At 40.8% G+C, this 26,256-nt stretch carries 28 protein-coding genes and 1 pseudogene; 20 read left to right on the top strand and 9 right to left on the bottom strand.

What is annotated here, in order from left to right:
- Positions 1-66: 66 nt before the first annotated feature.
- The 5 genes from H513_RS0109105 (at position 67) to H513_RS0109085 (ending at position 4,600) form a co-directional block, all read left to right on the top strand.
- Positions 67-450, top strand: coding sequence for a GntR family transcriptional regulator (locus H513_RS0109105; protein ID WP_026800471.1), 384 nt, complete (start codon positions 67-69; stop codon positions 448-450).
- Positions 443-1,342 (top strand): ABC transporter ATP-binding protein, encoded by a 900-nt coding sequence (locus H513_RS0109100; RefSeq protein WP_026800470.1) that lies wholly within the window; start codon positions 443-445, stop codon positions 1,340-1,342. Before H513_RS0109105 ends, H513_RS0109100 begins: the two co-directional genes overlap by 8 nt.
- Positions 1,317-3,356 carry a DUF6449 domain-containing protein gene (locus tag H513_RS20860; RefSeq protein ID WP_026800469.1) on the top strand — a complete coding sequence of 680 codons (2,040 nt, stop codon included), beginning with the start codon at positions 1,317-1,319 and terminating at the stop codon, positions 3,354-3,356. The genes H513_RS0109100 and H513_RS20860 overlap by 26 nt, the downstream gene beginning before the upstream one ends.
- Before the next feature lie 15 nt (positions 3,357-3,371).
- Positions 3,372-3,896, top strand: coding sequence for an RNA polymerase sigma factor (locus H513_RS0109090; RefSeq protein WP_026800468.1), 525 nt, complete (start codon positions 3,372-3,374; stop codon positions 3,894-3,896).
- Positions 3,897-4,030: 134 nt separating this feature from the next.
- A complete protein-coding gene (locus H513_RS0109085; RefSeq protein WP_197057404.1) occupies positions 4,031-4,600 on the top strand; it encodes a hypothetical protein in 570 nt (189 codons plus the stop codon).
- A 67-nt stretch (positions 4,601-4,667) separates the two neighbouring features.
- On the opposite strand, the gene H513_RS0109080 is transcribed toward H513_RS0109085, so the two are convergent.
- Complete coding sequence (locus H513_RS0109080) at positions 4,668-5,540, bottom strand: TIGR03943 family putative permease subunit (RefSeq protein ID WP_026800466.1); 873 nt, start codon at positions 5,538-5,540, stop codon at positions 4,668-4,670.
- On the bottom strand, positions 5,541-6,542 hold the full coding sequence (locus H513_RS0109075) for a permease (RefSeq protein WP_231572088.1): 1,002 nt from the start codon (positions 6,540-6,542) through the stop codon (positions 5,541-5,543).
- Between the two features lie 129 nt (positions 6,543-6,671).
- Between H513_RS0109075 and H513_RS0109070 the strand changes: the two genes are divergently transcribed.
- Positions 6,672-7,085: a Fur family transcriptional regulator gene (locus tag H513_RS0109070; protein WP_026800464.1), complete on the top strand. Its 414-nt coding sequence runs from the start codon at positions 6,672-6,674 to the stop codon at positions 7,083-7,085.
- 119 nt (positions 7,086-7,204) lie between these two features.
- Positions 7,205-8,293 (top strand): metal ABC transporter solute-binding protein, Zn/Mn family, encoded by a 1,089-nt coding sequence (locus H513_RS0109065; protein ID WP_026800463.1) that lies wholly within the window; start codon positions 7,205-7,207, stop codon positions 8,291-8,293.
- A 175-nt stretch (positions 8,294-8,468) separates the two neighbouring features.
- Here H513_RS0109065 and H513_RS21580 read toward each other — a convergent pair whose 3' ends face one another.
- Positions 8,469-8,645 carry a hypothetical protein gene (locus tag H513_RS21580; protein WP_154655218.1) on the bottom strand — a complete coding sequence of 59 codons (177 nt, stop codon included), beginning with the start codon at positions 8,643-8,645 and terminating at the stop codon, positions 8,469-8,471.
- A 264-nt stretch (positions 8,646-8,909) separates the two neighbouring features.
- On the opposite strand from H513_RS21580, the gene H513_RS0109055 reads away from it, so the two are divergent.
- Both H513_RS0109055 and H513_RS0109050 read left to right on the top strand, forming a co-directional pair.
- The gene (locus tag H513_RS0109055) at positions 8,910-10,160 is read left to right on the top strand and encodes a PucR family transcriptional regulator (protein ID WP_231572089.1); all 1,251 of its coding nucleotides are present in this window, start codon (positions 8,910-8,912) and stop codon (positions 10,158-10,160) included.
- 520 nt (positions 10,161-10,680) lie between these two features.
- Positions 10,681-11,286, top strand: coding sequence for a YdhK family protein (locus H513_RS0109050; RefSeq protein ID WP_051239823.1), 606 nt, complete (start codon positions 10,681-10,683; stop codon positions 11,284-11,286).
- 133 nt (positions 11,287-11,419) lie between these two features.
- Here H513_RS0109050 and H513_RS0109045 read toward each other — a convergent pair whose 3' ends face one another.
- Complete coding sequence (locus tag H513_RS0109045) at positions 11,420-12,004, bottom strand: hypothetical protein (RefSeq protein ID WP_026800460.1); 585 nt, start codon at positions 12,002-12,004, stop codon at positions 11,420-11,422.
- 207 nt (positions 12,005-12,211) lie between these two features.
- Between H513_RS0109045 and H513_RS0109040 the strand changes: the two genes are divergently transcribed.
- Positions 12,212-13,465 carry an aminopeptidase gene (locus H513_RS0109040; protein WP_036769662.1) on the top strand — a complete coding sequence of 418 codons (1,254 nt, stop codon included), beginning with the start codon at positions 12,212-12,214 and terminating at the stop codon, positions 13,463-13,465.
- 95 nt (positions 13,466-13,560) lie between these two features.
- Positions 13,561-14,298, top strand: a complete 738-nt coding sequence (locus H513_RS0109035; protein WP_420804733.1) for a phosphotransferase family protein — start codon at positions 13,561-13,563, stop codon at positions 14,296-14,298.
- A 148-nt stretch (positions 14,299-14,446) separates the two neighbouring features.
- Here the strand turns inward: H513_RS0109035 and H513_RS0109030 are convergent, their stop codons facing one another.
- Positions 14,447-15,895: an aminotransferase-like domain-containing protein gene (locus H513_RS0109030; RefSeq protein ID WP_051239821.1), complete on the bottom strand. Its 1,449-nt coding sequence runs from the start codon at positions 15,893-15,895 to the stop codon at positions 14,447-14,449.
- 169 nt (positions 15,896-16,064) lie between these two features.
- On the opposite strand from H513_RS0109030, the pseudogene H513_RS19895 reads away from it, so the two are divergent.
- The 3 genes and pseudogenes from H513_RS19895 to H513_RS22230 all read left to right on the top strand — a co-directional run bounded on the left by H513_RS19895 (position 16,065) and on the right by H513_RS22230 (position 18,458).
- Positions 16,065-16,969: pseudogene (locus tag H513_RS19895) on the top strand (DMT family transporter).
- A gap of 259 nt (positions 16,970-17,228) precedes the next feature.
- Positions 17,229-17,684: an ASCH domain-containing protein gene (locus tag H513_RS0109020; protein WP_026800456.1), complete on the top strand. Its 456-nt coding sequence runs from the start codon at positions 17,229-17,231 to the stop codon at positions 17,682-17,684.
- A gap of 606 nt (positions 17,685-18,290) precedes the next feature.
- Positions 18,291-18,458, top strand: a complete 168-nt coding sequence (locus H513_RS22230; RefSeq protein ID WP_156111440.1) for a S66 peptidase family protein — start codon at positions 18,291-18,293, stop codon at positions 18,456-18,458.
- 253 nt (positions 18,459-18,711) lie between these two features.
- Here H513_RS22230 and H513_RS0109005 read toward each other — a convergent pair whose 3' ends face one another.
- From H513_RS0109005 to H513_RS0108990, 4 genes are all read right to left on the bottom strand, one after another.
- A complete protein-coding gene (locus H513_RS0109005; RefSeq protein ID WP_338048997.1) occupies positions 18,712-19,059 on the bottom strand; it encodes a DUF2178 domain-containing protein in 348 nt (115 codons plus the stop codon).
- Positions 19,052-19,291 (bottom strand): helix-turn-helix transcriptional regulator, encoded by a 240-nt coding sequence (locus tag H513_RS0109000; protein ID WP_026800453.1) that lies wholly within the window; start codon positions 19,289-19,291, stop codon positions 19,052-19,054. Before H513_RS0109000 ends, H513_RS0109005 begins: the two co-directional genes overlap by 8 nt.
- 224 nt (positions 19,292-19,515) lie before the next feature.
- Positions 19,516-19,725: a helix-turn-helix domain-containing protein gene (locus H513_RS0108995; protein WP_026800452.1), complete on the bottom strand. Its 210-nt coding sequence runs from the start codon at positions 19,723-19,725 to the stop codon at positions 19,516-19,518.
- 10 nt (positions 19,726-19,735) lie between these two features.
- The gene (locus H513_RS0108990) at positions 19,736-20,236 is read right to left on the bottom strand and encodes a DUF2975 domain-containing protein (protein ID WP_231572090.1); all 501 of its coding nucleotides are present in this window, start codon (positions 20,234-20,236) and stop codon (positions 19,736-19,738) included.
- A 348-nt stretch (positions 20,237-20,584) separates the two neighbouring features.
- On the opposite strand from H513_RS0108990, the gene H513_RS0108985 reads away from it, so the two are divergent.
- The 6 genes from H513_RS0108985 to H513_RS0108960 all read left to right on the top strand — a co-directional run bounded on the left by H513_RS0108985 (position 20,585) and on the right by H513_RS0108960 (position 26,238).
- The gene (locus H513_RS0108985) at positions 20,585-21,439 is read left to right on the top strand and encodes an SDR family oxidoreductase (RefSeq protein ID WP_026800450.1); all 855 of its coding nucleotides are present in this window, start codon (positions 20,585-20,587) and stop codon (positions 21,437-21,439) included.
- A 212-nt stretch (positions 21,440-21,651) separates the two neighbouring features.
- Positions 21,652-22,155: a P-loop nucleotide/nucleoside kinase family protein gene (locus tag H513_RS0108980; RefSeq protein WP_026800449.1), complete on the top strand. Its 504-nt coding sequence runs from the start codon at positions 21,652-21,654 to the stop codon at positions 22,153-22,155.
- Positions 22,156-22,181: 26 nt separating this feature from the next.
- Positions 22,182-22,583, top strand: a complete 402-nt coding sequence (locus H513_RS0108975; protein ID WP_026800448.1) for a hypothetical protein — start codon at positions 22,182-22,184, stop codon at positions 22,581-22,583.
- A gap of 128 nt (positions 22,584-22,711) precedes the next feature.
- Complete coding sequence (locus tag H513_RS0108970; RefSeq protein WP_026800447.1) at positions 22,712-23,812, top strand: NADH:flavin oxidoreductase; 1,101 nt, start codon at positions 22,712-22,714, stop codon at positions 23,810-23,812.
- A gap of 140 nt (positions 23,813-23,952) precedes the next feature.
- Positions 23,953-24,360: a hypothetical protein gene (locus H513_RS0108965; RefSeq protein WP_154655217.1), complete on the top strand. Its 408-nt coding sequence runs from the start codon at positions 23,953-23,955 to the stop codon at positions 24,358-24,360.
- Between the two features lie 456 nt (positions 24,361-24,816).
- Positions 24,817-26,238 carry a sodium/glutamate symporter gene (locus H513_RS0108960; protein ID WP_026800445.1) on the top strand — a complete coding sequence of 474 codons (1,422 nt, stop codon included), beginning with the start codon at positions 24,817-24,819 and terminating at the stop codon, positions 26,236-26,238.
- Positions 26,239-26,256 lie beyond the last annotated feature (18 nt).

The following is a 26,256-nucleotide window of genomic DNA, read 5'->3' as shown; positions in this document are numbered from 1 at the left end:
ACTACATATCATAATACAGTTAATACAGCGATCGTATTGATTACAATATAAGATTGGAGGGGACCCATGTTTGAGCTTGATTTGAGAAGTCGGAAGCCACTTTACGAACAACTCGTCGAGAAATTCAAAGAGTTTATCTTTAGCGGCATAATGGAGCCAGACGAGAAGCTGCCTTCTGTGCGGACATTATCCCAACAGTTAACGATTAATCCGAACACCATTCAGAAAGCCTACAGAGAACTTGAGATGCAAGGCTATATTTATTCAGTGAAGGGAAAGGGAAGTTTCGTGAATCATACAGTGGAGCAAGTTGATACGGCACGGTTGCAAGAGATTCGAAGTGAATTGAAGAAGCTACTAGCGGAAGCGTTGTATATGGGAATGTCTCCATCTGAAATGCGAGAGATTATTCAAGAGATTGAAGCAGAAGGGAGTGAACACCATGATTGAATCAAAGAATCTGTCGAAGACCTTTCAACGTGATAAAGTCGTCCAGGATGTGACGTTCCACGTTAAGAAGGGCTCTATATACGGACTGCTCGGTTCGAATGGAGCGGGGAAAACAACGCTTATGCGCATACTTGCCGGTATCTTGCGTCAGGACGAAGGAGAGGTTCTCATTGGAGATGAACCAGTCTATGAGAACGTAAAGATGAAAGGGAAGATGGTGTTTATACCTGATTCGCTTTACTTCTTTAACCAATATACAACAGACCAGCTGGCGAAATTCTACCAAGACTTGTACCCAAACTGGAATCAACAACGTTATGAGAAGCTTGCAGAAATGTTAAAGCTTGATACGAACAAGAAGGTAAGTCGATTCTCGAAAGGAATGCAACGACAGGTCGGATTTTGGCTAGCCTTATCCGCCATGCCGGATATCTTAATTCTTGATGAACCATTTGATGGGCTTGACCCGGTTACAAGACGCACAATTAAAAATTTAGTCGTGCAAGATGTGGCAGACCGTGAAATGACCGTCTTAATTTCATCTCACAATCTACGAGAAGTAGAAGACATTTGTGATCATGTCGGGATTCTACATAAAGGCTCCATGCTCCTCCAACGTGACTTGGATGAATTAAAGTCGGATATTCACAAAGTCCAAGTAGCCTTCAAGGGCGGAATGCCTGAAGGGTTGAAGGACAATCTTGATGTGCTGCATGAAGAAACGAGAGGTAGCGTGAAGCTCCTCATTATCCGAGGTGAGGAAGAGGACGTATCAACCGCAATTGAATCGTATCAACCGGTCTTGTATGATTTATTGCCACTCACGCTTGAAGAAATCTTTATCTATGAAATGGGAGGTGTAGGCTATGCCATCGATAACATCCTCGTTTAAGAAAGAACTGTGGAAGCAGAACTTGCGTAGCGTCGGTTGGATAGGGGCACTCTATTTAATCGCCTTAATCTTTATCCTTCCATTGACCATATTTATGACGTTACAAGACTCAAGTGCTTATTTCGACTATTACAGTGACGGACTCTTCAGCGGCCCACTTGTCCTTCAATACCCGTTGATTGTCGGAGTGCCGGTGGTATTGGCTGTATTCTTATTTCGTTATTTACATGTAACGAGTGCTAGTGACTTTATCCACAGCTTGCCGATGAGCAGGAAGAGTCTCTTTCATCATTACCTGCTATTTGGTATAACACTATTAGCCATTCCGCTATTGATTACAGCACTCATTCTTCTGATTATGTCCGGAGTAATGGATGTAAGCTTTATCTTTGATAGTGGAGATTTAGCCTATTGGTTTTTCATCTCACTCCTTATGACAACGCTGTTCTATGTTGTGGGAATCTTTATTGGGATGCTGACAGGGATTTCCTTGATTCAGGGAATTTTAACGTTTATCTTATTGGTCTTCCCATTTGGAATTACAGTACTTGTCGCATTAAATCTTGACATCTATCTAGTAGGATTCTCTGTCGACTATTTACTAACTGAACGGTATACGTATCTCTCTCCAGTTACGGATCTTGCCAATGTCACATTAAGACGAGAAGGATACATCTGGCACGTGGCCATTTATGCCATCTTAATCTTCGTATTTTATGGAGCTAGTTATGTGGCTTATAAAGTTCGGAAACTAGAGGAAGCATCGAATTCCATTGCCTTCCCAATCTTACGCCAAGTCTTCAAATACGGAGTAACCGCTTGCTTTACGCTACTAGGTGGCTTTTACTTTGGAGCGATCATGGGCTATGACGTAGGCTGGGCAATTATAGGCTATGTGATTGGAGCAATCATAGGTTACATTCTTGCTGAAATTACGCTGCAGAAGACATGGCGTATACGCCCTCATGTGAAAGGATTTGTCTTCTTCGTCGTTGTAGCAAGTGGGGTTCTATATGTGAGTTTTCAAGACGGGTTTGGTTATGCTGATCGTGTTCCAGAATTTGAAGAGGTTGAAGAAGTGTACTTTGGTGACTATCTCCATTACTACTACGAATACCTAAGCCTAGAGGGTGAGAACGAGCTCAATTCTAGAGAACATAGTCATTATTACTCAGAAGGCTCTGGGATGTTCCAAAGTAAGGAATCCATCGAACAAATTACGAATCTTCATAAAGCGATTGTAAACAATAAAGATGCTCTTCAGACCTACGACCAACAAGCTAGAACAGTTTCTATTGTTTATGAATTAAAGGATGGAAGTAAGATGGTTCGGAAATACGAACGAGTGGCCTTCCAGCCGCTTCATCAATCCTTCCGACCAATCTATGAGTCAAACGCGTTTCTCGAGAAGGAGTTTCCCATCCTTACGAAGTCGGCCGATGAATTTGACCGACTAAACCTCCAATCCTACTTAACGGATAAGCGTGTAAATATCGTAGAGGAATCACAACTTCAACAAGGATTGGATGCGTTGAAGAAAGACATTCAATCACTGTCATATGAGGAGATGCTTTCCCTCACAGACTCTGGATTGAACATGGAATTTCTGATTAGTGAGCCTGACAGCAATGAACCAGAGTATATTCAAATGACGTACTATGAAGAATACGAAGAATTCACAAAGTGGATGAAAGAAAATGGAAATTATGACTCCATCAAAGTGACGGTAGACGATGTACGAGAAGTAGAGATTGGCTATCTTCAGGAAGGGTTCCGAGAAACACAAGTAAACGACTTCATGAATGGAAACTACCAATCTATAGAAGGGTTGGAGCAGTCTACTGTGACTGATCAAGAGGCCATTGAGTGGCTCATGGAACATCAACAGACTGCTCGCAGTGAGTTCTCAGAGCCCACTATGATGATGCAATTCTCATATAAGGGACAAAATGAACGGAGTTACAGTCTCTCACGTGAAGATGCCGAAACATTCAGAGAGACATTTAACCAATAAAGGAGGCGGACACTCATGATCGATGAGCGCTGCAAGGACACAATCTTTAGTGAACTTTATGAAACCTATTATGACAAGGTGTACGCATCGGTTTATCCGATCATGAGGAACGCTCACCTTGCTGAAGAAGTTACGCAGGATTCATTCTTGAAAGCCTATAAGAAACTTCACTATATTAGCGATTATGGGAAAGTAGGAGCTTGGCTGAAGACGCTTGCTAAGCGTACAGCCATAGATACATTAAGAAAAGAACAGAAAGTCGTCTTTACAGAATTTGATGAATCGTATATGCACGGATCGTCTAACTGCGTGGATGACTATCAACGACAAATTGAACTCCATCTACGGGTAGCAGAAGTGCAAGCTGAAGCTCGTCAGCTACGTGAGAATTTACGTCAAGTCTTCCTGTTGAAATACAAACGTGACCTTAAAGAAAACGAGATAGCAGAGCATTTGAAGTTGTCTCAAGCCGCGGTGAAATCCCGGGTCTATCGTGCTCGAGAGACGGTGAAAGAAAACCTTCTTCGACAGGAAGCTTAAGTTACAACCCCGTTGCCAATGCGACGGGGTTTCTTATGCACAAGCTATTCGGTTACTCCGATGTCTATGAGATGTTAAACTAAAGAGAAATGGATGGAAGAACGAGGTGTGGAAGAAGACCAATGGTTAAGAGAATGATAGTGGTAGTAGGTGTATCTCTTCTATTCGGATGTGTGTCAGAGCAAGCTGCCACACGGAATGAGGAGCAAGAGAAGCCTGCACCTGAAGAGAACCATGTAAATGAAGAACAACAAGAAGGGAAAGAAGGAACGGGGGGAAACGAAGAAGATGAATCCGACAAGTGGCACGATCAAATACTATTGAGAGATTTCATCGTGAGCATCACAGAAGATTCCCATCTAGAGGTTCATCTCGAATATCAAATAACGGACCAGCTCGTGTCGTACATAAATGAACAAGAGAAGGACTATGCATTTGTAATCCGTTACCCTGAACGTCTCCAATCGAAAGTAGAGAAACAGAAAAGTGAACCGTACGAACAACCTTTCCCCGCGGAGGATGATTCACTTAGAAGCTTCGAAACTTCCTTCACAGATGAGCTTTATGCTGAGAATAAAGAAGAGGTGGTATCCGACTTATCTGGATTTGACTTGATTGTTGAAGAGGATGGGGAAGAGGTTTATATTATCAATGATATTTTCAATTATGTGGGATATAGCAGACAACTCCTATTCAACCCATAATCCCTGACTTCTGTTGTAAGAATAATTCTTAAGACTGGGAAGAGCGCACTATAGTGCGCTCTTCCTTTCAATTTGAATAGAGGTGGCGAAAGTCATCTACCTCTAAATTCTCGTAGACATAAGGGGTATCGGGCTCATCAATGAGGGTGATGTTCGATACAGAGAGTGAAGGTAACGTCCACCCATTGTATTCTTTCACTTTAATTGTCCCTTTCACCGTTACCCATTGGTCATCTTTAAAGCTATTCAACGTTTCCCCTTCGACGATTAACCCAAATATACTGGAGTCTGCCACACAGCAGGTCATGCCAAATCGACCTACGATTAACTCATTGTTAGTAAGATCTTCCTCTCTGAATACAAAGCCGGAAAGCTCGACCTCTTTCCCTACAAAGGAAGCGGGGTCAGCTTCAAGTACGGATATGGTTCCTATGAACGAATCTTCATCTATTGAAATGGTCTTTTGTTCTAATAGAACCTTGTACAACGTCGGATACATATCCAACGCATCAATAACAAGGAGCTCGTCTTGGATGTCTTCTACTTCGTTATACATGTCAGCCGATGATTGGTTCGTTACGTTCGTTTGAAGATTATATTTGAATCCTTTCTGATTTGCGAGCGAACTCCCCAATGCGTAATCTGAGAATAGAAATCCTACTAACAGAGGAATTAGGAACAGCATATACACAGCGATTGACCGAGAGAAGGATCTCGTGTAGCCGTGATTGTGGTCACATCCGCAATCATCTTCTTCATCAACTCTTGTAAATTGTACAAGACTGAGCAGAAACATGATAATGAAAGCAATGTAGATGTAAGGCATCATTCTAGGAGCAATGTAACTCCCAATGTCTCCTGTTACGATTAGTTTGAACACAAGCAAAGTGAAGCCAATCATTAACACGCCTCGATACAAACCATGTGTTAATCTATTCAATTAGATCCCTCCTTGCTGAAATCCACTATAGAACATTGTTACAATATAGATAACAAGTGTTACGATAAGGATAAATTGAAACACAAAGCGAGCGCGGAACGAAGCTAGCATTAACAGAGTGTTCTTTAAATCAATCATAGGACCGTAGACTAAAAATGCAAGCAACGAAGAGGAGGTAGCCACTCCGCCGAACGAGGAAGCGACAAATGCGTCTGCTTCTGAACACAATGATAGTAAGTAAGAAACGCCCATCATCGACAGAGGGCCTGTCCAAGTTCCACCAGCAAACTGGATCAAATCTTCTCTTGAAACCAAGACTTGCACCGTACTTGCTAGGAGTGCACCGAAAATGAGGAATTTCCCCATGTCAAAAAACTCATCTACCGCATGATTTAAGGTTTGGCGTACTCGATTTCCTTTATGAACGTGGGCGTGGTGGTGGGGGAGATTGTCTTTCAATTGATTTCGATTACCGATAAGGATATAAATGAGCAAACCAATGATGAGCGCTCCTACGAATGCGAGTATCATTCTGTCTAGTGCCATGAATGGTGTGGATCTAAATGCATGAAACGTAGAGAGGTAGACGATAGGATTTAGCACCGGAGCGGATACCATGATGACCATTCCAACATGTAAGGGCATTCCTTTCTGAATCAATCTTCTTACTATGGGGACGATGGCACATTCGCAGACAGGGAATATGGCACCAATAACAATCGCAGGGGCCAAAGCAACTAGTGGATGGTGAGGGATATAGCGATTTAAGTGGTGTTCTTTCACAAAGGTTTGAATGAGTGCAGATACAAATACACCGATGAGCACGAAAGGTATCGCTTCTAGAAATATGCTTAGCATTAAGGTAAGTATATTCTTCCATACATCTGGAATTGTAATGAGAAACTCAACTACAATCCATTCACTTGCAATGAATAAGAAGAATAACCCTATCAGTAAGACGTAGCCGCTTGTATACGTTACAGCCTGTATAATTGTTTTCAATTGTAGGCACCTCCAAATCGTAATCATTACTATAAAGTGTATTAGGTCTCTCTTACGTTTAGAAGCTACTTCGCAAACTGTAACAATAGAAACATGCAATTAAGTCTTCCCATAAAGGATGTATAGTGAATGAATATGGACCAAGCTCTTAAATTATTAAAGGAAAACGGTTATAAATTAACGAAGCAAAGAGAGTATTTACTAGAGATACTAAACCACAACCGCTCTTATCTATCATTTAATGATATTTGGAAGCAATTCTCTAAAGACTTTCCTAAAGCAAGTTATGACACGGTGTACCGTAATCTCTATTCGTTAGAAGATTTAGGGGTAGTAGAAGTGAATCGGATGGAAGGTGAGAAGAGGTTTCGCTTTCATTGTGATATTGAAGGACATCATCACCATTTTATTTGCCGTACGTGCGGTGTTATCCTTCCGCTTACAAACTGTCCTATTGACTCCTATCGCAGCGAATTGGCGGGGCACGTTGTCGAGGATCACGTTTTTGAAATCTACGGAAGGTGCGCTAGTTGCGCAGTTTAAAAACATGTCAGTGAGGCATGTTTTTTTATTTACTTATCAAATCGTAATAATTACTATTTACAAACCGTAATCGTTACGATATATTGTGTATATTCTAATTTACGAAGGGGAAGTCTGCAATGATAAAACGGATGTCAACACTGTTTGGATTCATGCTACTCTTACTTGTATTGGTAGCGTGTAGTGGGGCTGAGGAAACGTCTAGTAATGACGAAGCATCAGGAGATTCTTCCAATGAGGATAAACTGAAAATTTACACCACTATTTACCCGTTACTGTATTTTACCGAGCAAATTGGTGGTGAAACAGTAGACGTGGAGTCGATCCTCCCACCGGGATCTGATGCACACACATATGAGCCTACTAGTAAAGAGATGGTAGAGCTAGCAGGGGCAGATTTATTTATGATGAATGGAGCTGAGCTTGAACCTTATGCATCTTCTATGGCTGATGCTTTAAAGAAAGAAGAAGTAGAAATTCTCGAGGCTTCTAAGGATATTGAACTTATCGCACATAACCATCATTCAGAGCATGAAGAAGGAAATGACCATTCAGAAGAACACGACCACGGAGAAGAGAGCGTCCACACTGAAGACCATGAACATGAAGAAGGCCATGATGAAGAATCCCACCATGATTCAAATCACAATGACGAAGAATCCTCGCATGAAGGGCACCACCATGGAGATGAGGACCCGCATATTTGGTTAGATCCCGTACGTGCGAAGGAAATGGCAGCTAATGTTAAGGAACAGTTAGTATCTTTAAATCCTGAAGACTCATCAGTATACGAGCAGAATTACGAGTCACTCGTCAATCGATTAGATGAATTAAATCAAATGTATGAAGATAAGTTGCAGAATCTATCTGATAAGAAGTTCATCGTCTCTCATGCTGCATATGGATATTGGGAGAATGCATATGGAGTCGAGCAAATACCAGTATCTGGACTATCACCATCTGAAGTACCTTCCCAGAAGAGCCTGGAGAGAGTAATTGAAGAAGCGAAAGCAAACAACCTCGAGTACATCTATTTCGAACAGAACGTGACAGACCGTGTTGCAAATGTCATCAAGGATGAACTAGATGCTAAACCGATTGATCTTCACAATCTTTCTGTACTCACAACAGAGGACATTGAACAAGATGAAGATTATTTCACCATTATGGAACGTAATTTAGAACATTTATTGAAGGAATTCGAATAAGTCTCCATTATATATAGAGTAACGTTTATACTCAATGGAGTAGGTTGAATAATCAGGGGATCTTTCATACATCTCGCACGAGAAATAAAGTGTGAGAATATATAGAAGACATGAGAAAAGAGCGCTCTCAGGAGCGCTCTTTTCGTATATCGTAGAAGTGGTTATTATCCATAAACTAGAAGGGAATTTCCTCGACTTTGAGTTCATAATCTTCCGGGAACTTGTCATTCTCTTTAATTTGGTTCAAGAATTTCTCAGCTTCTTCTGCTGTACTGAAGTATTGCTCCATGTTGTCTGAACCAAAAGTGATAATCGTTCCTTTGTGAAACAGTCCGACTACTCTATATTTCATGGAATCCCTACTTCCCTTGCTTTTAAATTTAGAAGTGACGCTTTTTCCGAAGGTTTGTGTCACTTATATAAAAAACAAGGTTACTACCATTGTAACAGGGGAATATACATATTCCTATAAGTTATCGGAAAAATGATACAATTTAATCTATTAAACGAACGATTCTTCCTCTTTTGTCACAATATCGCTATAATAGTACTACATAATCAGACAAATGGGGATAAAGCGGGGAATAGCATGGATGTAAAAGAGCTCATATTTGAGATGGAAAACATACATAAAGCAACTGAGTTGATTAGCTCAAAGCTATCGAAGCCGGTGATTATCGAGAATAAGAACTTTGAACTGATTTCATACAGCTCGTCTTATGAAGATTTCGATCAGACTCAACAGAAAACAATTCTTTCAAAGAAATGCCCAGTCTTCATCATCGACCGCTTGAAGAAAGAAGGCATTGTCCAACAAGTGGAGCAACAACAGAGCCCCATTCGTATTGAGCCCATCGAAGAATTAGGGTTTCAACAGAGGATTATGGTAGGAGCAAAACACCTCGGATTTACGATGGGCTACATCTGGGTACAAGAATCCTCTTCCTATTTAAGTGATGAAGACATGCAGTTTCTTCAAGACGTAGCTCCGTACTTAGGGAAACTCATTTATGATGAGTACAATCGAATGAATGCGAAGGAAGGGAGACGAGAAGAACTGTTATGGAAGCTGCTTCATCATGAGTATGGAAGCGAGACATCCTTCCGGCATGAAGCCAATATGGCCATGCTGACGTTGCCAGAACGCTTCTCCGTTCTCGTCTTTTCCTTATCGAATCCGATGAAGAAGGGGTTATTCGAACAGCTCTTCCCACTGGTCCACAGCTTCTACGGTAGACCGCGCGTACAATATTTGCGTACCGAATTCCAAATCATTCTCGTTGTCCATGGTGTCGCTCGAGAAGAAGGGTCTAGCACCACACTGGCCAGAGAACTAATTCTTGAAATTAAACACGGACTAACAGACGAAGATTTCTACTCCTTTATGATTGGACTTGGGAAAGAATACAGGACCCTATTCGATATGAGGAAGAGCTTTCTCGAGGCGCTTGAAGTCATCGAGACGGCGAACTTTATCGAGCCGCGCCCCGAGACAATGCCGAGAGAGTTCGCGAAGCTAGGGGTTTATCGTTACTTGGCTACCTTATATGACAAGAATAGCTCAGAGGACTACTTTAGTCATGACCTTCTCCGATTGATCAAGAAAGACTCAGAAAGCCAAAGCGATCTGCTCCATACGCTCGAAGTGTACCTCGCCAACAATGTGAAAGCGAAGCAAACCGCACAAGAACTGTTCATCCACCCGAACACGTTAAATTATCGACTGAAGCAAATCGTAGACCTAACAGACATCGACTTTAGCGATTTCAATATGAAGAGTTACTTATATACAGAATTGCTGTTGATTAACAACGTTCCCGCTTATTACAAGCGGTATAAGGATGCGATTCAGGTGAAGCTTAATTAATTATATGGAAATGTGAGAAGGCCATTTAGAAATGGTCTTTTTTCTATCTTGTAATAGGTAGGACTTGGAATGGAAGCGTCAGTTAAAGGGCGGGGGGATGATTAAATTATGAAATTCTTTCAAAGAACATTGAGTATTAATCGCTCTACTGTGAACAGCACTTCCAGTATTACTGGGTAAGGTAGTGGTGTTGTTACATCATAATTCTGCACTCCTGATTATGTTGACAGCATAGGTGTCGAAGTATTAATTAAAACAAGTTCCAAATACAATACTAAAAATTCATAGGCGCGTGTGAAGAACTGAGTAATCTCTCTGGTTAAGGAAGATAGATACTAGTTCTAAGCTGGCCTTATATTTTTATGTTTATTTATACCTATACCAGGTAAAGGTATAAATAAAACTCGGTAGAAGAATGGAGGGGGGACGTTGGCGCAGGTGTTTATCAAATAAATGAGTATTAGAGTTAGGGAAGATTAATTTGACCAAAGAGAAGATAGAACAGGGAGGAATTAGAATAATGAAGAAATATACTTGGAGTACACTATTACTAATACTAGTACTGGCTCTTTCAGCCTGTTCATCAGATAATGGAGCTGATGGAAATAGTGAGTCTGATCAAATAGAAAATCAGCAGAAAGAAACCGACTCTGAAGATAATTCAGATAAGGAAAAGGACAATCATGAAGGGATGAATCATTCTGGTTCCGGTGAAGTTCCGGAAGGTTTGAATCAAGCAGAAAATCCTACGTTTGAAGTAGGTAGTCAAGCAATTATTCAAACAAATCATATGGAAGGGATGAACGGAGCCGAGGCTACTATTACTGGTGCATTTAATACGGTTGCCTACGTTGTTTCATATGACCCAACAAATGGTGGAGAGAGAGTGGAAAATCACAAATGGGTGATTCATGAAGAAATTGAAGGAGCGGAAGAAAAACCATTGCCTTCAGGAGAAGAAGTGACATTAAAGGCCTCTCATATGAAGGGGATGGAAGGTGCTGAAGCCGTAATAGAATCTCGGGAAGAAACAACTGTTTATATGGTTGATTACACCCCTACTAACGGTGGAGAAAAAGTTACCAATCATAAGTGGGTGACAGAGTCCGAATTAGTAGCTAAATAATTGATCATCATGTTAAGGGAGACTTTCTTCGAAGTAGAGTCTCCCTTAACAACGTTAGTAACGAGGTAATACGTGTACGTGTTGGTTATACGCAATCATTAAATATATGGATTACAGAGATGGATTAGTTAGTTCACTCTTGTCCGCGCGACTTTTTAGAGTGATGATGGGGAGGTTGATGTTCATAAACAGTTTTTTCAGAAATCCAGTTGCCACCTAATAGGATACTAACTACTAAAAAGGTAAATAAGAGTGGTTTCAGTAGCCATCTTGTCGAGAGAAGGGTTGGCTCAACAATTGAAGTGTGTGCTAATGCAGGGTATAGAATTAGAGAACCTATAGCTAATAGCATAAACAATTGAATCAAGATAATGGACTCGGAGAAAGGTAGCATCTCACCTAACATTGCCCCCATCATCCCACCCATAAGCCCACCTGCTCCCCCCTCAATACAGAAGATCACACCTAAATTCCAGTTAGAAACACTACTAATAATAACCCCAATGGATATCCCTAAAGTTGTTGAAATGAACAGATCCCCTTGAAAGATTGAACCTAGCATGCCACCAATGACAAGGCCATTACTTGTCCCTGTAACCATCGAGATAACCATGCGCTCGCTATGATAGATACTCTTGTAGAATAGCTTTGATAGTATGAATGAGGAAACAACGAGTAGAAGTAGCATAAATATAATATAAACCTGAAAATTAATCATCTCTATCCCCCAATATCGGAACTCTTTTTATACACAATCTTATGAAAGTTGTACAATGAATATTAAATTGAATAGTTTAACTTTTAGAGTTTTAATGGAAATGGGAATCAACAAGGAGCTTTATGAAAGTGTAATAAGAGCAGTCAAAGAAGAATGAAATAAGGATATTCAACCAGAAATAGATAAAATTAAAGGGGGAGATCTAAAATGGATGAAGGTATATACAGTTCTATAAGCGAAGCACAGTTGAAACAGTATGCAGAGCTTGCGGTGGGGGCTGGTGTAAATCTGCAGCAAGATCAATTATTGATCATACATAGTGATATACAAAACGCTACGTTTGCACGCCTGGTTCAAACAGCAGCCTATCAGGCCGGGGCTTCAAAGGTATGTATAGACTGGACAGATGAACAGTCTACTAAAGCATTTTTGTCTTATGCAGCAGAACATGTTATCGAACACTATCCTGATTGGCAGGTTGCCCGTTATAAGGAGTGGGAAGACGCAGGTGCTGCCTACATCCATATCATTTCTGAGAACTTAGAAGTCTTTAAGGATATACCTACAGAAAAGATCACTCGTTTCATGAATGCTTCTCGGAGTAAATTGAAGGATCATCATGCGAAGATTAGGTCCCACGAGGTACGTTGGTGTCTTATCACTGTCCCAAGTGTTGAATGGGCAACCAAAGTATTTCCGGGCCTAAGTGAAGAAGAAGCTATCCAATCCCTTTGGAGATTAATCTTGAAAGGTTCTCGAGCAGATGGAGCAAATCCGATACAAGATTCGGAGAGTCATAATAGAACTTTCGAGTCTCGGAAAAATAGTCTAAACGAATACCAATTTGAATCCCTTCATTTCACAAATAGCCGTGGAACTGATTTAGTAGTGGGACTACCTCATCATCATCGTTTTATTGGTGGGGGTGTCTTCGATCAGTATGGGATCCCTTTCTTTCCTAACATTCCTACGGAGGAAATCTTTACTGCACCTCATAAGCATAAGGTGAATGGCAAGTTGGTAGGAACGAAACCTCTTATTTATGAAGGAAGGATCATCGATGAGTTTTATCTAATATTCAAAGAGGGAAGAATCACTGACTATTCTGCTGCAAAGGGACAGGAATTGTTACAACATCTCATCGAAACAGACGAGGGCTCGCATTATCTTGGTGAGATTGCCTTGGTCTCCAATCAATCTCCTCTTGCTCAGACAGATACTCTATTCTACAATACCTTATTTGATGAGAATACCTCCTGTCATATTGGGATTGGACATGCATCTCCTTCTACTATTCGAAATGGCATTGACCAATCCGAGGAAGAGTTGAGAGTAGCGGGTCTGAATACTTCAATTTTGGCAGTCAATGTGACGTTTGGTACGGAGGATATGAAAATACAGGGTGTTATGGGAAGCGGAGCTGAAGTCCTGCTAATGAAGGATGGGGAATTTCAGTTTTAAATCTTCTTCAACTGTTAAGTTAGTTTGTGCTCTCCATATATGAACGCTTGGCTTAATAATAAAGAAACTCGAGGTGACCTATGTACCTAGATACTTTGGGGGAACCTTTAGCCGTTGGGAATACAGCAAAGGTGTATGTAGTTGAGAATAAGGCGGTCAAGGTATTCAATGACAATCTACCTGAGACGGAGTCGGTGAATGAAGCATATAAACAAAAGTATGCTTACTCCTGTGGGATTCGTGTTCCAAGAGTGCTGGATGTCACCAAACAAGGTGGAAAACAAGCGATTATTATGGAGTATATCCGTGGAGAAACGATAGGAGAACTCTTGTCATGTAATCCAGAACAAGCAGAGTATTATATGAGTATGTCTATAGACATCCAGCTAAGAATCCATCAGATTGAGGGACACTCTATTGAACTTATGTCTGCAAAACTAACTCGACAAATCACTCAGGCTCCAAATTTAAATCATGATTGGAAAGCAAAGTTATTAGAGAAGTTAGAATCTATGCCCATGGAGAGCAGGTTGTGTCATGGGGACTATCATATCTATAACTTGTTAATGTCAGACAAAGGAGTTGCAACAATAGACTGGGTAGATGGGAGCGTAGGTAATCCCTGTGCAGATGTGTATAGGACTTACCTTCTATACTCGCAACTCTCAATGAGCATAGCAGATATGTACTTGCAGTTATATTGTAAGAAGAGTGGTCTTTCAAGAATTGATATCTTAGAATGGGCACCTATTATTGCTGCAGCACGACTTTCCGAAAATGTATCATCAGAAAGCTCAAATCGACTTCTAAACATAGTTAAAGATTATATGTGAAGCAGAACGGTCTTCTAACGGTGTTAACGATTAACAAACAAAGTCATGACTTTTCAGTATGAAAGGTCATGACTTCATAGTAGAAGAAGTATAATGCGAAACTCGCTTTGATTACGAGAAGGATATAAGGTTAAGAAGTATTCGGGCCTTATTCAAGAACAGTCATTTGATGCTGTTCTATAACTTTCCGCATAATAAGTATTCCGCGTCTCATTTCTTCCACAGAAGAGCTAGCAAAGGAAAGCCTGACGTATTGGTTGGGATAAGAACTATAAATGAAACCAGGATTAATAAGAACACCCTGTCCAACGAGCGAAGTAAACAACCTCCGAATATTAACTTCTTCTGAAAACAAAACCCATATAAACATCCCGCCATTTGGGACTTCCCAGGTAGCATAATCATCCATGTTCTCTTCTAGTAAGTGTACTAACATATCCCTTCTATATCGTAACTCTTCTCTTAATTCTAACAAATGCTGTTCATATCTCCCCGATTCAAGAAAATCGTATAAGGCAAGCTGTGGAAGATAGCTTGTCCCATAGTCAAGCTGCATCCTTAAATCACTCAGTTTATCAATCACATCTACGGGTCCTGAAATCCATCCAATTCTTAGAGTAGGTGCCATGGTTTTCGAGAAACTACCAATTAGTAAGGTATGTCCGCTGTTATCTAAAGATGAAATAGGGGCGTGTGGTTCTTGATCAAGCCACAAGTCTCGAAAAATATCGTCCTCTATAATGGGCATTTTATATTGATTGGAGATTTCGACTAAATCTTTACGGTTATTCGAACTGATTGTTTGGGTCGTCGGATTGTGAAATGTAGGATTTATGTACAATACAGATGAATGATGGTTTCCGGATAGATGTTCACGTAAGTAATCTGCATCGAGAGCTTTACTTGTAAAGGGAACACTCTTTATCCTCATCCCAGACGTTCTAAACATATGTAGAGAATGGATGTATGAAACGTGTGGTGCATAGACCGTTGAACCACGTTGTAATAAACCAAGCGTAATTAATTGTAGAGCTTGTAGAGCTCCGGAAACTGGCAATATGGTTTGAGGAGAAGAAGATATGCCTCTCTTCTTCAAATAATTGGATATAGCCTGTCTGAACCGATCATCCCCGGTACCATCGTTATACCCGTAATTATCAAACGTATTTTCCAGGGTGCGGAGCGATTTATTAAAGGAATCCCTTGGGAAAAGCGATGTGTGAAGTTCGCCCTTACCTAATTGTATGAGAGATTGATCCAACTCTAAGTTGTTGATCTTCCTCACAGTCTGATGGTTGGTTGGATAGACACTGTACTTCGAATAATCATTCCAGTTCATCATGTTCCTTGAAATGTCAGACGAAGAATGTTTAGAGACAAACGTTCCGCTACCAGATTTAGATTCGATATAGCCCTTGTCTTTAAGGATATCCAAAGCGTGAATAACTGTGCTTCTGTTTACATTAAACTCTTCTGCTAGTGCTCGCTGAGTAGGAAGTTTCCTTCCAGCTGACCACTCTCCTGCCTCGATCTTTCCTTGAATAAAAGCAGCAATATTCTTATAGGAATCTGTAGTTTTTTTCTGCTCATCCTGCATATAGCTCATCCTTCTGCTGAAATTGGTTGGTCTCACTTTAACGAGAATGGTTGATTCCAATTCTTAGTAATTACTCTACCATATTAATTGCTAAGACTTAAAAAGAATTGATGGTTAATGAATGAGTACTTACCCGTCTTTTCTTATCGTGCAGAGGGAGAGTGAATGTATGTCTGTTAAAGTACTATTGGCAACTGCGATTGCCATCTTCTTGTGGGCTTCTGCCTTCCCAGCTATACGGGTTGGGCTGGACTCTTTTAGTCCACAACATTTGTCCATGATACGATTATTAATTGGTTCTCTTGGATTATTAGTAGTGGCGCACATTAAAAAATGAGGATGCCAAATATGAAAGACATACCGGCCATCTTGATTCTTGGTTTTTTAGGTTTCGCGGTTTACCACACATGTTTAAGTATAGGAGAGCAGAGTGTTGATGCTGGAACGGCTAGTCTAGTGGTTTCGTTGACACCTTTATTCTCGGCGCTTATTGCAATGCTGGTCCTGAAAGAGACGTTAAATCGGTACGGTTGGATTGGTTCCTTTATCGCCTTTCTGGGTGTGATGGTTATTACATTAGGGGAATCAGGTGGAATCCATTTTAAGTAGGGAATTCTAATGGTATTACTTGCAGCTTTAGGGGAGAGCTTTTATTTTGTGCTGCAGTCAAAGTACTTAGATAAGTATGGCTTTCTACCCTTTACGACTTATACGATTTGGGCAGGTACCACGTTTATGTTGTTTTTTTCACCTGGAATTACCGAAGCAGTTCGTAATGCTTCCACAGAAAGTTTACTAACGGTCATCTATCTTGGGCTTATTCCAACCGTTATTCCTTACGTTGCAATAGCCTATGTCACTTCAAGACAAGGGGCATCTGAGGCAACAAGTGCGCTGTATCTCACTCCAGCTTTGGCTATCCTCATATCCTGGATTTGGATAGGGGAAACACCCTCGTTCCTATCAATTGTTGGAGGTGTGATTGTTTTAACAGGTGTATCTCTTACTAACTTGTATTCAATAATAGATAATGGCAGAGTGAAAAACGACGATTATGTTAATCGAATGAGGTAGGCTGTAGTAGACGTTTCATTCTACAAAATGGTTCCTAACTTTATTTCAAGAATTTGAGAATGAAATGGGAGCCTCCGCAGATTGCCAATTTAATGAAATGACAAGACAGCAGTGCTTGTGAGAGAATAAAACTCTAATGGGGAGTACTACATATACCAAACTGATCTATAACGACCAGGAAATAGGGAAACACGTTTAATAAAGGGTATGTATACGTAGGAACATCATCTTAAGAATGATAGAAAGAGGGTTGGTACATATGAGTCAAGATTCAATTAATCAAATCTGGGAAGCTTTCAAGAAATTGAATCCCAATGCTCCAGCGACTTATGAAGCATGGGCCTTTGGCAATTCTAAAGAAATGGCTGATGAACTTGCTGTCGCAGTAGTAGAGGGAAAGAAAGCGGCTACTGCATCCAATTATACAATCTATCAAATAGAAGATGAGCCGTTGCCCTATGTCGGTCTCCATAACATTGTTCTTGATGGGGATGGAAAAGCCGTAGCCATTGTCGAAACGACGTCAGTTGAGGTCATCCCCTTTGATGAAGTTACTGAGGAACACGCGTATTTAGAAGGTGAAGGTGACCGTACGTTAGCGCATTGGCGGAAGGAACACGAAGACTTCTTTAACCGGGAACTGAGAGAAGTCAATAAAGAGTTCCATAGTAAAATTCCGGTTGTTTGCGAAAGGCTTAAACTAATCTATACGTAAGGGTTCAATTTGTTTCAAACTGTATAAGGGATTGGAGTTTATTCCCTTCCTACATGCAACCATCAGAATACGGAGCTTATCTGCTTGAATGTTAAGTTTCTATCCTATATGTGCGAAATACAGTGCAAAGCAACTTTGAAAAATAGTAATGAAGAACGTTAAGGAGCGGTTAGGAAGATGGATCGTAATAAAAAACTGAATACGTACATTATTTTAATGCTAACTATTGGGGTGCCTTTATTAACAATCATTCCTCAATATAATTTACCTGGTTACATCCTATATACAGCGCTCGGAATAGGATTAGTTTTAGTTGTATTAGGTCTACCAGCTGCTCTAGTGCTATTGAAATATAAATCATAGTATTGGACAGTTTGGTATAGATACATATTGTTGAATTGGTGGTATTTAAAGCGTACTGGATACTAACAAGGATTAATTTACAAGTAGAACTAAGGAGTGGGAACTTGAAGCAGAATTAAAATGCGAAAAAAGAACCGAGTAAAGATTTCTTAGATTCTACTGCGTTCGTTTTTGTATGTACTCTTATTGTAAGGTTGGTAAATGTGTTTGTATTGAAGTAAGAAGGAAATTTGACAGGCAAGGATGAAGTCTATCGTTCGGGGGCGTAAAACGCGTGCAAATGAATTGAATGAGTTATTGCGAGACCCAGGGATGGAAATAGTTATGTCTACGATTGGCGGAACTATAGGAAAGAAAGTAAAGTTAGATACGAATACTAGAGCCATTCCTTGTGTTGAGGAATGGCTCTAGTATTGCTAAGTAATGATTCAGGTTTCTAAAGAGGGCATTCCTGAACCATGAGAAATGCCCTCTTTCATTAGGCCTCATGGAGCTTGTTGTCCTGAATTTTCCTTATTTTTCAAGGTTAGGGAGACCATTATGCAATTACTAGTCTTCTCACATAAAGCGAAGTAATTAAACTGGGGGTTTATGTAAAGTTCACCCTGCTAACTGGAATACCGACATTCTCATACCCTTATGCTAATTCCCTGTTCTTCACTCCTTATGCCATATCCCTTCTATATTGAATGGCCATAGACATTGCCCCCACTAAAAAAGCTAAGCCATATTTGAATAAGAAAAATATCGTCCACATGTAGTCTTTCGGAAAAAGGGTGTCACATAAAACGATGGTTAGAAGAATAAAGGAGCTGCACTTTAATAAGATGTAACTTGTGCGTTCGTCTTCTGTTCCGATCATTTTATAGAAGGTGAAAGTAAGAATGACACTCCCCATAACCAGTGAAAATCCAAGTCCAATCAGAATGTTCCAATTACCTGTAGATTGTTCAGCCCATGTTCTCAACGGCTGATAAATAGCGCTTTGAAAGTCTGAGAACCATTCATTCATCATTTTCATCCATCCCCTTCGAATAGCTAAAGATTTCGTTTACATCCACATTGAATACGTTGGCAATCCTAAATGCCAACAGCAAACTGGGCACATAATTACCCTTCTCCATCACGAAGATGGTCTGCTTGGATACCCCGACTTGCTTTGCTAATTCCTGTTGAGACATTCTTGCAAGCACACGATGTTCATAAACCTTATTGGATATCGAATCTCCAAGATTTTTCTTCATGACCTCCACCTCTTAGATAGTAGTATAAACCAACTTTTTACAAAAAGTAAAGTAAACTTATACAAAAGTATGAAAAACTTATATAAATTCATATTGTACTTTGATTTAGTGCATACAAAAAGAACCTGGCAGAAAAGCAGTGTTTCTGTCAGGTTCTTGTTTAGTTTGATTGATTTTATTTGTGGGTGGGGATAAACGTATCTGTAATTACATTCACCCCAAACCTACTGTTCATTCACATATTCAAGAATGTCTCCAGGCTGACAATTTAATGCGTTGCAAATGGCTTCTAGGGTAGAGAAGCGGATTGCCTTAGCCTTTCCATTTTTTAGTATGGATAGGTTTGCCATTGTGATTCCTACCTTCTCAGACAATTCTGTTACACTCATTTTTCGTTTAGCTAGCATGACATCAATATTGACTTTAATAGCCATTGCCTTCACCTCATATTGTTAATTCATTCTCTGACTTTAAATCAATGGCGCTCTTCAATAACTGTTGAAGAATGGCAGCAAAGACTGCAATTACAACAGAAAAGAACATAACAAGCAATCCGATGAGAAGGATACCTGGATTACCGGCATCTTGAGTGATGAGGAGAACGAATCCAATCACATACAATCCACCTATACCCAATGCACAATGCTTTATAGTGCGTAGCGAGTTCACAGATCTTGTAGAGAATGCGCGATGATGATTGATAGAGGTTAAGAGCTTAAATCCTTGATATAAAGCGATGAAGAACGGGATTGTGGTCATGTAGATTCCTGTTAGGAGAGGGAGTCTTAAATAGGTGTATTCCGGATACATCTCGGCAAGCACGTTCGATTGCCATGGAAGCCAAAATACACAAAGGGATAGGATGATCATGCCAATAAACACGATGGCTAACTTCAATAAGAGTACGTTGCCTCGGTTCTTCAGGCTCGATTTAGGTTCATTCACAACAAGCACCTCCTGTTATCTTTGGTATAACTTTACAGGATTCTTTATTGATATTCAATAAACTTTTATTGAGTAGAGGTAAAATTTACAGATGGACAAAGGGGATGTGTTGAGGTTGAAATGAACGTTGTCCATCACCCTGAAAAAAAGTTTTGTGTTTTCTCTTGCGTTAAAGTGCACTTTAACCTCTATAGTATAAACCATCAACCGATTGAAGAGACAAAGAGATCAAACAACTAGCACCATACAGAGATTGGTTGAGTATTAAATACACGATTATTAGAGACGGTTTTAGACATTTAGTTTGTGGAAGGATTTAAATCAACCATAATAAAGGACGGGATTACGATGCAAAAGCAAATTGCTGTAGTAACTGGAACTTCAACTGGATTAGGACTTAGCATGACGGAAGTACTGGCCAAAGCGGGCTGGAAGGTATACGCAACCATGCGTAATCTTGAGAAAGCAAGCGGAATTCATAGCCTGCAACAAGAGGGACTAGACATTGAGTTGCTTCAACTGGATGTACAGTCACAAGAGTCGATTGATGAAGCCATCCAAACGGTCATAAATCAAGACGGAAAGATTGATTTATTTATTAACAATGCCGGAATCGGCTTTATCAAGACAACCGAGCAGGTGACAGAAGAAGAGTACCAGAAGGTGTTCGACATCAATACCTATGGCCAGATTCGTGCGACCAAAGCGGTACTTCCACACATGAGAGAACAAAACAAGGGACGTATCGTATCTATCTCTTCAGTAGGTGGCCTGGTCGGACAGCCCCTTAACGAAATTTATTGCGCCTCTAAGTTCGCACTTGAAGGCTATTACGAGAGCCTCGCGTCTTATGTTACCCCATACTTTGGAGTAGAGTTTATGATCGTGGAGCCAGGAGGAATCTCTTCTGAATTTGCAAATACTGTTCTCGCTAATTTAGAACGAGAAGGTGGATTTCCGAAAGGCGATTATGAGCAAGTATTAAATGATTATCTCGGACAAATGAGAGGCCGCGATGAAGGCGTCTTCCAAACACCGGAAGAGGTAGCGGAGGTCATTTATGAACATCTGAACTCCGACGAATTGCCGCTTCGTGTTCGTACATCACAATGGTCAGAGAACTTAACAAAGTTTAAAACCGAAGCCGACCCAACTGGACGCAAGCAACAAGAATTTGTTGTCTCAAGCATGCTTGGAAAATAATAAATTAATAACGGTGAAGAGGTAATCTTGGTAGTGTACTGGGATTACCTCTTTTATAGTACGAATTAGGATTTGAAACTGGGAAGGGGAAATCAATAGTAAGCCTCGTTTCCTTCTTATATTTGGTGTGGAATGGTAATATGTTAAGTGATAGTAAGATAATTACAATCAATACGAAGTCGCTAGTAGGGAATAACCGGAGGGATCAAACGATGAAACAAACAGGAACGCTCTACTTTTTCTGTGGGAAGATGGGCGCAGGAAAGTCCACTAAATCACAGCAAGTTGCAAGTGAACATCTTGCGGTGTTGATGTCAGAGGATGAGTGGCTCTCCATGCTTTATCCGGAAGTGATTGAATCATTTGAAGATTATATCACCTACTCTAGGCAGCTCAAGCCACTGGTGAAAAAGCATGTACAAAACATTTTAAGTGTCGGTACCAACGTAGTGATGGATTTCCCCGCTAACACACGTAATCAGAGAAAGTGGTTTCTAGACCTAGTAACTGAGGTTGATGCAGACCATCAACTAATCTTCCTTAATCTTACGAATGAGCAATGCTTACGGCAACTTGCACAACGAAGAAACGAACAACCTGAACGAGCAGCCTTTGACACGGAAGCAGTATTCAATCAGGTTACGAATTATTTTGAAGCACCAGAAGCATCAGAGGGGTTGAACATTCTAGAGTTTAGTAGGAAAGATAGCAGGTAGTTAAAAGAAAGGGCGGGGCATTGTTCATGACAGCACATTATTTTATTGCTACATGTAGGCCAATTCCTGAATATCATAAGAGTGAAAATAAGTATCCCTTTCTAAGTGGAGAAGCGTATAAGGAACTGTTGCCGTTCTCCCTTCCATACGTTTATGAACTTGGAGGAGAAGATATCGAGTTCCTTTCATTCTTGGATTCATTTATGGGAGTAGGAGATATTGTAGAACAATACATATATGAGGAAGGGCGACACGGTTATCCCTTGTCACATAACTACCCAGAAGAATCCAGAACAATCAATCTCTATAGAAAGACGTACAAAGACCAATATGGCGAATATAAATTAGACAATAAGAATTGGAAAGAAGAGCTTGCAAGGCGAACAATCGCATCAAAACGAAGCGTGACTACGTTCATTAACGATTAAGAAACAAATACTCTCAGACTCTTGAACCAAGGCCAGAGGAACAATGTGCTACATCAAAACAGATTTCTTTCGTTTCCTTCCGTCATCTGTGATAATTACAGACACCGCTTGGAAAAGGAGGAAGATCAATGAAAAACGAAACAACAAACAAAGCTTTATTTGAACCATTTACGAGTGGTAAATTAAACCTTCCTAACCGTACTGTCATGGCGCCGATGACACGTGGGTTCTCACCAGGGAACGTTCCGAATGAAGAGGTTGCGGCGTATTACCGTAGACGTGCGGAGAATGAAGTTGGGTTGATTATCACAGAAGGTACTGGAATTGACCAACCGGCTTCCGTATCTGGTGCGAGTATTCCTGTGTTTCACGGAGAGAAGGCATTGAATGGCTGGGGGAATGTCGTGAAAGAAGTACACGACGCCGGCGGTAAGATTGCTCCTCAGCTGTGGCACGTAGGAATGACTCGTAGCCAAGGGGACCTTCCGAACGAGGAAGCATCTCCTGTGGGGCCATCTGGATTAAGCCTAGATGGAGAGCAAGTGAATGAACCCTTATCTACTGAAGAGGTAGAGGCATTGGTGGAATCCTATGCTAAAGCGGCAGCAGATGCGAAACGCTTAGGCTTTGATGCAATTGAAATTCATGGTGCTCACGGGTACTTAATTGACCAGTTCTTCTGGGCAAATACGAATAAACGTACAGACCGTTACGGTGGCGATTTCGTTCAGCGTACACAGTTTGCTGTAGAGATTGTAGAAGCGTGTCGTCGTGAAGTTGGAGAAGACTTCCCAATCATCTTCCGTTTCTCCCAGTGGAAGATGAATGACTTCGATGCGAAATTGGTCAACACCCCCGATGAGTTGGAACGCTTCCTACAGCCACTTGTTGAAGCTGGTGTGGACATTTTCCACTGCTCTACACGCAGATTCTGGGAGCCAGAATTTGAAGGGTCTGACCTGAACCTAGCAGGCTGGACGAAGAAACTATCAGGAAAACCTGTCATATCTGTAGGTTCTGTTGGACTTGATGGTGTCTTTACCGACTTCTCAGGTGCTGGAACAACTAGCCTTGATGGCTTAGTCGACAAGCTTGACCATGATGAGTTCGACCTTGTAGCTATCGGCCGTTCCTTGTTAATGGACCCTGAATGGGTGAAGAAAGTTCACGAAGGTAGAGTTCATGATCTGTTAGCGTTTAATAAAGAAGCGTTGCAGAAACTATATTAATGAGTAGAGACGTCCTTACAATAGGGCGTCTTTTTTTATTGATTGTACCAATTGGTTTTGAAATAATTGGGACGCAGGTGGGATTTTTTAGCATTCTTTTGAGTGACTCTAAACTTAAATTTTTAGAAGGGATGGGGGAAATGAGAAAGATTCGTCTACTCCAATACGCTGGAGGTGCAATGATTTTCTTGCTAATCCTATTGATCGGCTGCTCGGATCGAGAACAATACATCTATAAGGGTAATAGTGAGAATTGGGAAGCAAGATTAAAAGTAACTGTGATGGAAGAGGGGGTAACAAAAGATTTCACATTGAATTATAGAGGAGAGCTAAAGGATTTAACTGACGCTAATGAAATTATGTATGAGTATAGAACAGCATCCTCTAGCGGAAAGTCAACGGCCAATTTTAGTGAAGAACCACCATCGGACAAATCATTCTCCCATCACAGTGGGAGTAATCGAATTGCTTTTAATGAGAACCAAACTGTAGATGTCATTGTAAAATGGGGGGAGGAGGAAGAAAAGATTGAGCTAAAGAACGAATGATTAAAATCATACTTTGAATGCTCGGTTCTTTAATTCACTATGTATCTAGAACAAAAATGAGGAAAGCTTATGCTAAAACCATGCGTCTTTTAAGAAGGGGCGTGAGTAGGGCAGTGACGATCAAGTGTGGATTAACGAAAGCTCTGTTGGAAAGTAAGGGCTACATTGGTTACGGAATTCCCCCTTCAGAAGAGGAAAGGGGTATGCAACGAAGTTATTGTCACTCGCTCTAATGAAGATAAGAGATTAAAAAGGTAGACGACCAATAAATGACGTCTCCTATTATCCTGTATCTAACAGAATTTGTTAAAAGGCTTTTCAATTACAAAAATTGAAAAGTCTTTTTTTATTTAAGTTTAACATCATTTTTCGAGGGGGAATTCAAGGAAGAGATTGTAATAACGTTTAGTGATGATAAAACGTTTCGTAGCTAGATGAAAAATGGGGGATGTTGTTATGAGTCCAGAGGAAATAGGTTTTGCGCTGCTTTACATAGGTGTATTTCTTATTATAGGAAAACTAATTCGGGTGAAAGTAGCTTTATTTCAGAATCTATTTTTACCAGCTTCTATTATCGGCGGCTTTATCGCGCTGCTATTAGGTCCGCAGGTGCTCGGGAAGCTAGTCACTCCATTTGTTTCAGAAGGGCACTTCTTAACAAATGGGATTATGACGGACGCGATTACTCAGGTGTGGGCTGCACTTCCTGGGCTAATGATTAACGTAGTCTTTGCTTCCTTATTTCTTGGCGCGTCGATGCCAGGACTTAAGGATATTTGGAAATATGGTGGACCTCAACTTGCCTTTGGGTGGGCGATTGGCTGGGGCCAATATGTAATCGGTTTAGTCGTTGTCCTATTCATTCTTGGACCACTCTTCGATATCCCGGTCATGGCTGGTGCTCTTATTGAAGTTGCCTTTGAGGGTGGACATGGTACCGCTGCTGGGATGGCGAGTACATTTGAAGAGCTAGGATTCTCTGAGGCGTTTGATTTAGCGATAGGACTAGCGACGGTCGGTGTCTTATCGGGAGTAATCTTCGGGATCATTCTCATCAACTGGGCGGTCAGAAACAACAAAACTGAGGTGATTAAAGACATCGAAGGATTTTCTGAGCTGCGTAAGAGGGGGATCATGGATTATCAGAATCGTGAACCCGCAGGGAAAATGACGCTTCGACCTGAATCAATCGAGCCGTTATCTTTCCATTTAGCCATTATTATGATTGCCATACTAATAGGTTGGGGCATCTTACAAGGGTTAATTGGGCTTGAAAGCATCACAATTGCAAATTGGACGGGCTCAAGCTTTATGCAGTACATTCCATTGTTCCCGATTGCCATGTTTGGCGGGATTATTCTACAATCCTTCTTTAATAGAAATGATAAGTACAATCTAGTCGATCGCAGAATGATTAATCGAATACAAGGACTTGCACTTGATGTGCTCATTATTTCTGCGATTGCTACCGTTTCACTTGAGGTCATTGGAGACTATCTTGTGCCATTCTTGGTACTAGCAGTTGCGGGGATTTCTTGGAATTTATTCGGTTTTATTTACCTCGCATCAAGAATCATTCCGAATTACTGGTTTGAGCGAGGCATTGGTGACTTCGGTCAATCCATGGGTGTCACCGCTACAGGTCTATTGTTGATGCGGATCGTTGACCCAGATAATGAATCCCCTGCGTTTGAAGCATTCGGTTACAAGCAGCTTGTTTATGAACCGTTTCTCGGAGGCGGGCTTGTTACAGCACTTTCTGTACCGTTCATCGCAGGTGCAGGACCATGGATAGGGCTTATACTCGCATTAAGTATGACTGCGCTCGGTGCCTTATTTGGAATCTTCTATTTCGGAAAGGGGAAGCATAAAGGTTGATTCGTTCAATCGTACTTT

The sequence above is a fragment of the Pontibacillus halophilus JSM 076056 = DSM 19796 genome, from assembly GCF_000425205.1.
Taxonomy (GTDB): Bacteria; Bacillota; Bacilli; order Bacillales; family BH030062; genus Pontibacillus_A; species Pontibacillus_A halophilus.
Note: the sequence above shows the minus strand (reverse complement) of the source record. Positions and strands in the feature narration are given on the sequence as shown.

Bases quoted from the DNA above. Each gene is read 5' to 3' on its own strand.
- H513_RS0109070 (WP_026800464.1), top strand. From the start codon at position 6,672: ATGAATATGGACCAAGCTCTTAAATTATTAAAGGAAAACGGTTATAAA.
- H513_RS0109065 (WP_026800463.1), top strand. From the start codon at position 7,205: ATGATAAAACGGATGTCAACACTGTTTGGATTCATGCTACTCTTACTT.
- H513_RS0109105 (WP_026800471.1), top strand. From the start codon at position 67: ATGTTTGAGCTTGATTTGAGAAGTCGGAAGCCACTTTACGAACAACTC.
- H513_RS0108960 (WP_026800445.1), top strand. From the start codon at position 24,817: ATGAGTCCAGAGGAAATAGGTTTTGCGCTGCTTTACATAGGTGTATTT.
- H513_RS0109000 (WP_026800453.1), bottom strand. From the start codon at position 19,291: ATGAAGAAAAATCTTGGAGATTCGATATCCAATAAGGTTTATGAACAT.
- H513_RS0109030 (WP_051239821.1), bottom strand. From the start codon at position 15,895: ATGCAGGATGAGCAGAAAAAAACTACAGATTCCTATAAGAATATTGCT.
- H513_RS0108965 (WP_154655217.1), top strand. From the start codon at position 23,953: ATGAGAAAGATTCGTCTACTCCAATACGCTGGAGGTGCAATGATTTTC.
- H513_RS0109050 (WP_051239823.1), top strand. From the start codon at position 10,681: ATGAAGAAATATACTTGGAGTACACTATTACTAATACTAGTACTGGCT.
- H513_RS0109045 (WP_026800460.1), bottom strand. From the start codon at position 12,004: ATGATTAATTTTCAGGTTTATATTATATTTATGCTACTTCTACTCGTT.
- H513_RS0109040 (WP_036769662.1), top strand. From the start codon at position 12,212: ATGGATGAAGGTATATACAGTTCTATAAGCGAAGCACAGTTGAAACAG.
- H513_RS21580 (WP_154655218.1), bottom strand. From the start codon at position 8,645: ATGAAATATAGAGTAGTCGGACTGTTTCACAAAGGAACGATTATCACT.
- H513_RS22230 (WP_156111440.1), top strand. From the start codon at position 18,291: ATGAAGTCTATCGTTCGGGGGCGTAAAACGCGTGCAAATGAATTGAAT.
- H513_RS0109090 (WP_026800468.1), top strand. From the start codon at position 3,372: ATGATCGATGAGCGCTGCAAGGACACAATCTTTAGTGAACTTTATGAA.
- H513_RS0108980 (WP_026800449.1), top strand. From the start codon at position 21,652: ATGAAACAAACAGGAACGCTCTACTTTTTCTGTGGGAAGATGGGCGCA.
- H513_RS0108985 (WP_026800450.1), top strand. From the start codon at position 20,585: ATGCAAAAGCAAATTGCTGTAGTAACTGGAACTTCAACTGGATTAGGA.
- H513_RS0108975 (WP_026800448.1), top strand. From the start codon at position 22,182: ATGACAGCACATTATTTTATTGCTACATGTAGGCCAATTCCTGAATAT.
- H513_RS0109100 (WP_026800470.1), top strand. From the start codon at position 443: ATGATTGAATCAAAGAATCTGTCGAAGACCTTTCAACGTGATAAAGTC.
- H513_RS0108970 (WP_026800447.1), top strand. From the start codon at position 22,712: ATGAAAAACGAAACAACAAACAAAGCTTTATTTGAACCATTTACGAGT.
- H513_RS0108995 (WP_026800452.1), bottom strand. From the start codon at position 19,725: ATGGCTATTAAAGTCAATATTGATGTCATGCTAGCTAAACGAAAAATG.
- H513_RS0109020 (WP_026800456.1), top strand. From the start codon at position 17,229: ATGAGTCAAGATTCAATTAATCAAATCTGGGAAGCTTTCAAGAAATTG.
- H513_RS0109055 (WP_231572089.1), top strand. From the start codon at position 8,910: ATGGAAAACATACATAAAGCAACTGAGTTGATTAGCTCAAAGCTATCG.
- H513_RS20860 (WP_026800469.1), top strand. From the start codon at position 1,317: ATGCCATCGATAACATCCTCGTTTAAGAAAGAACTGTGGAAGCAGAAC.
- H513_RS0109085 (WP_197057404.1), top strand. From the start codon at position 4,031: ATGATAGTGGTAGTAGGTGTATCTCTTCTATTCGGATGTGTGTCAGAG.
- H513_RS0109005 (WP_338048997.1), bottom strand. From the start codon at position 19,059: ATGAATGAATGGTTCTCAGACTTTCAAAGCGCTATTTATCAGCCGTTG.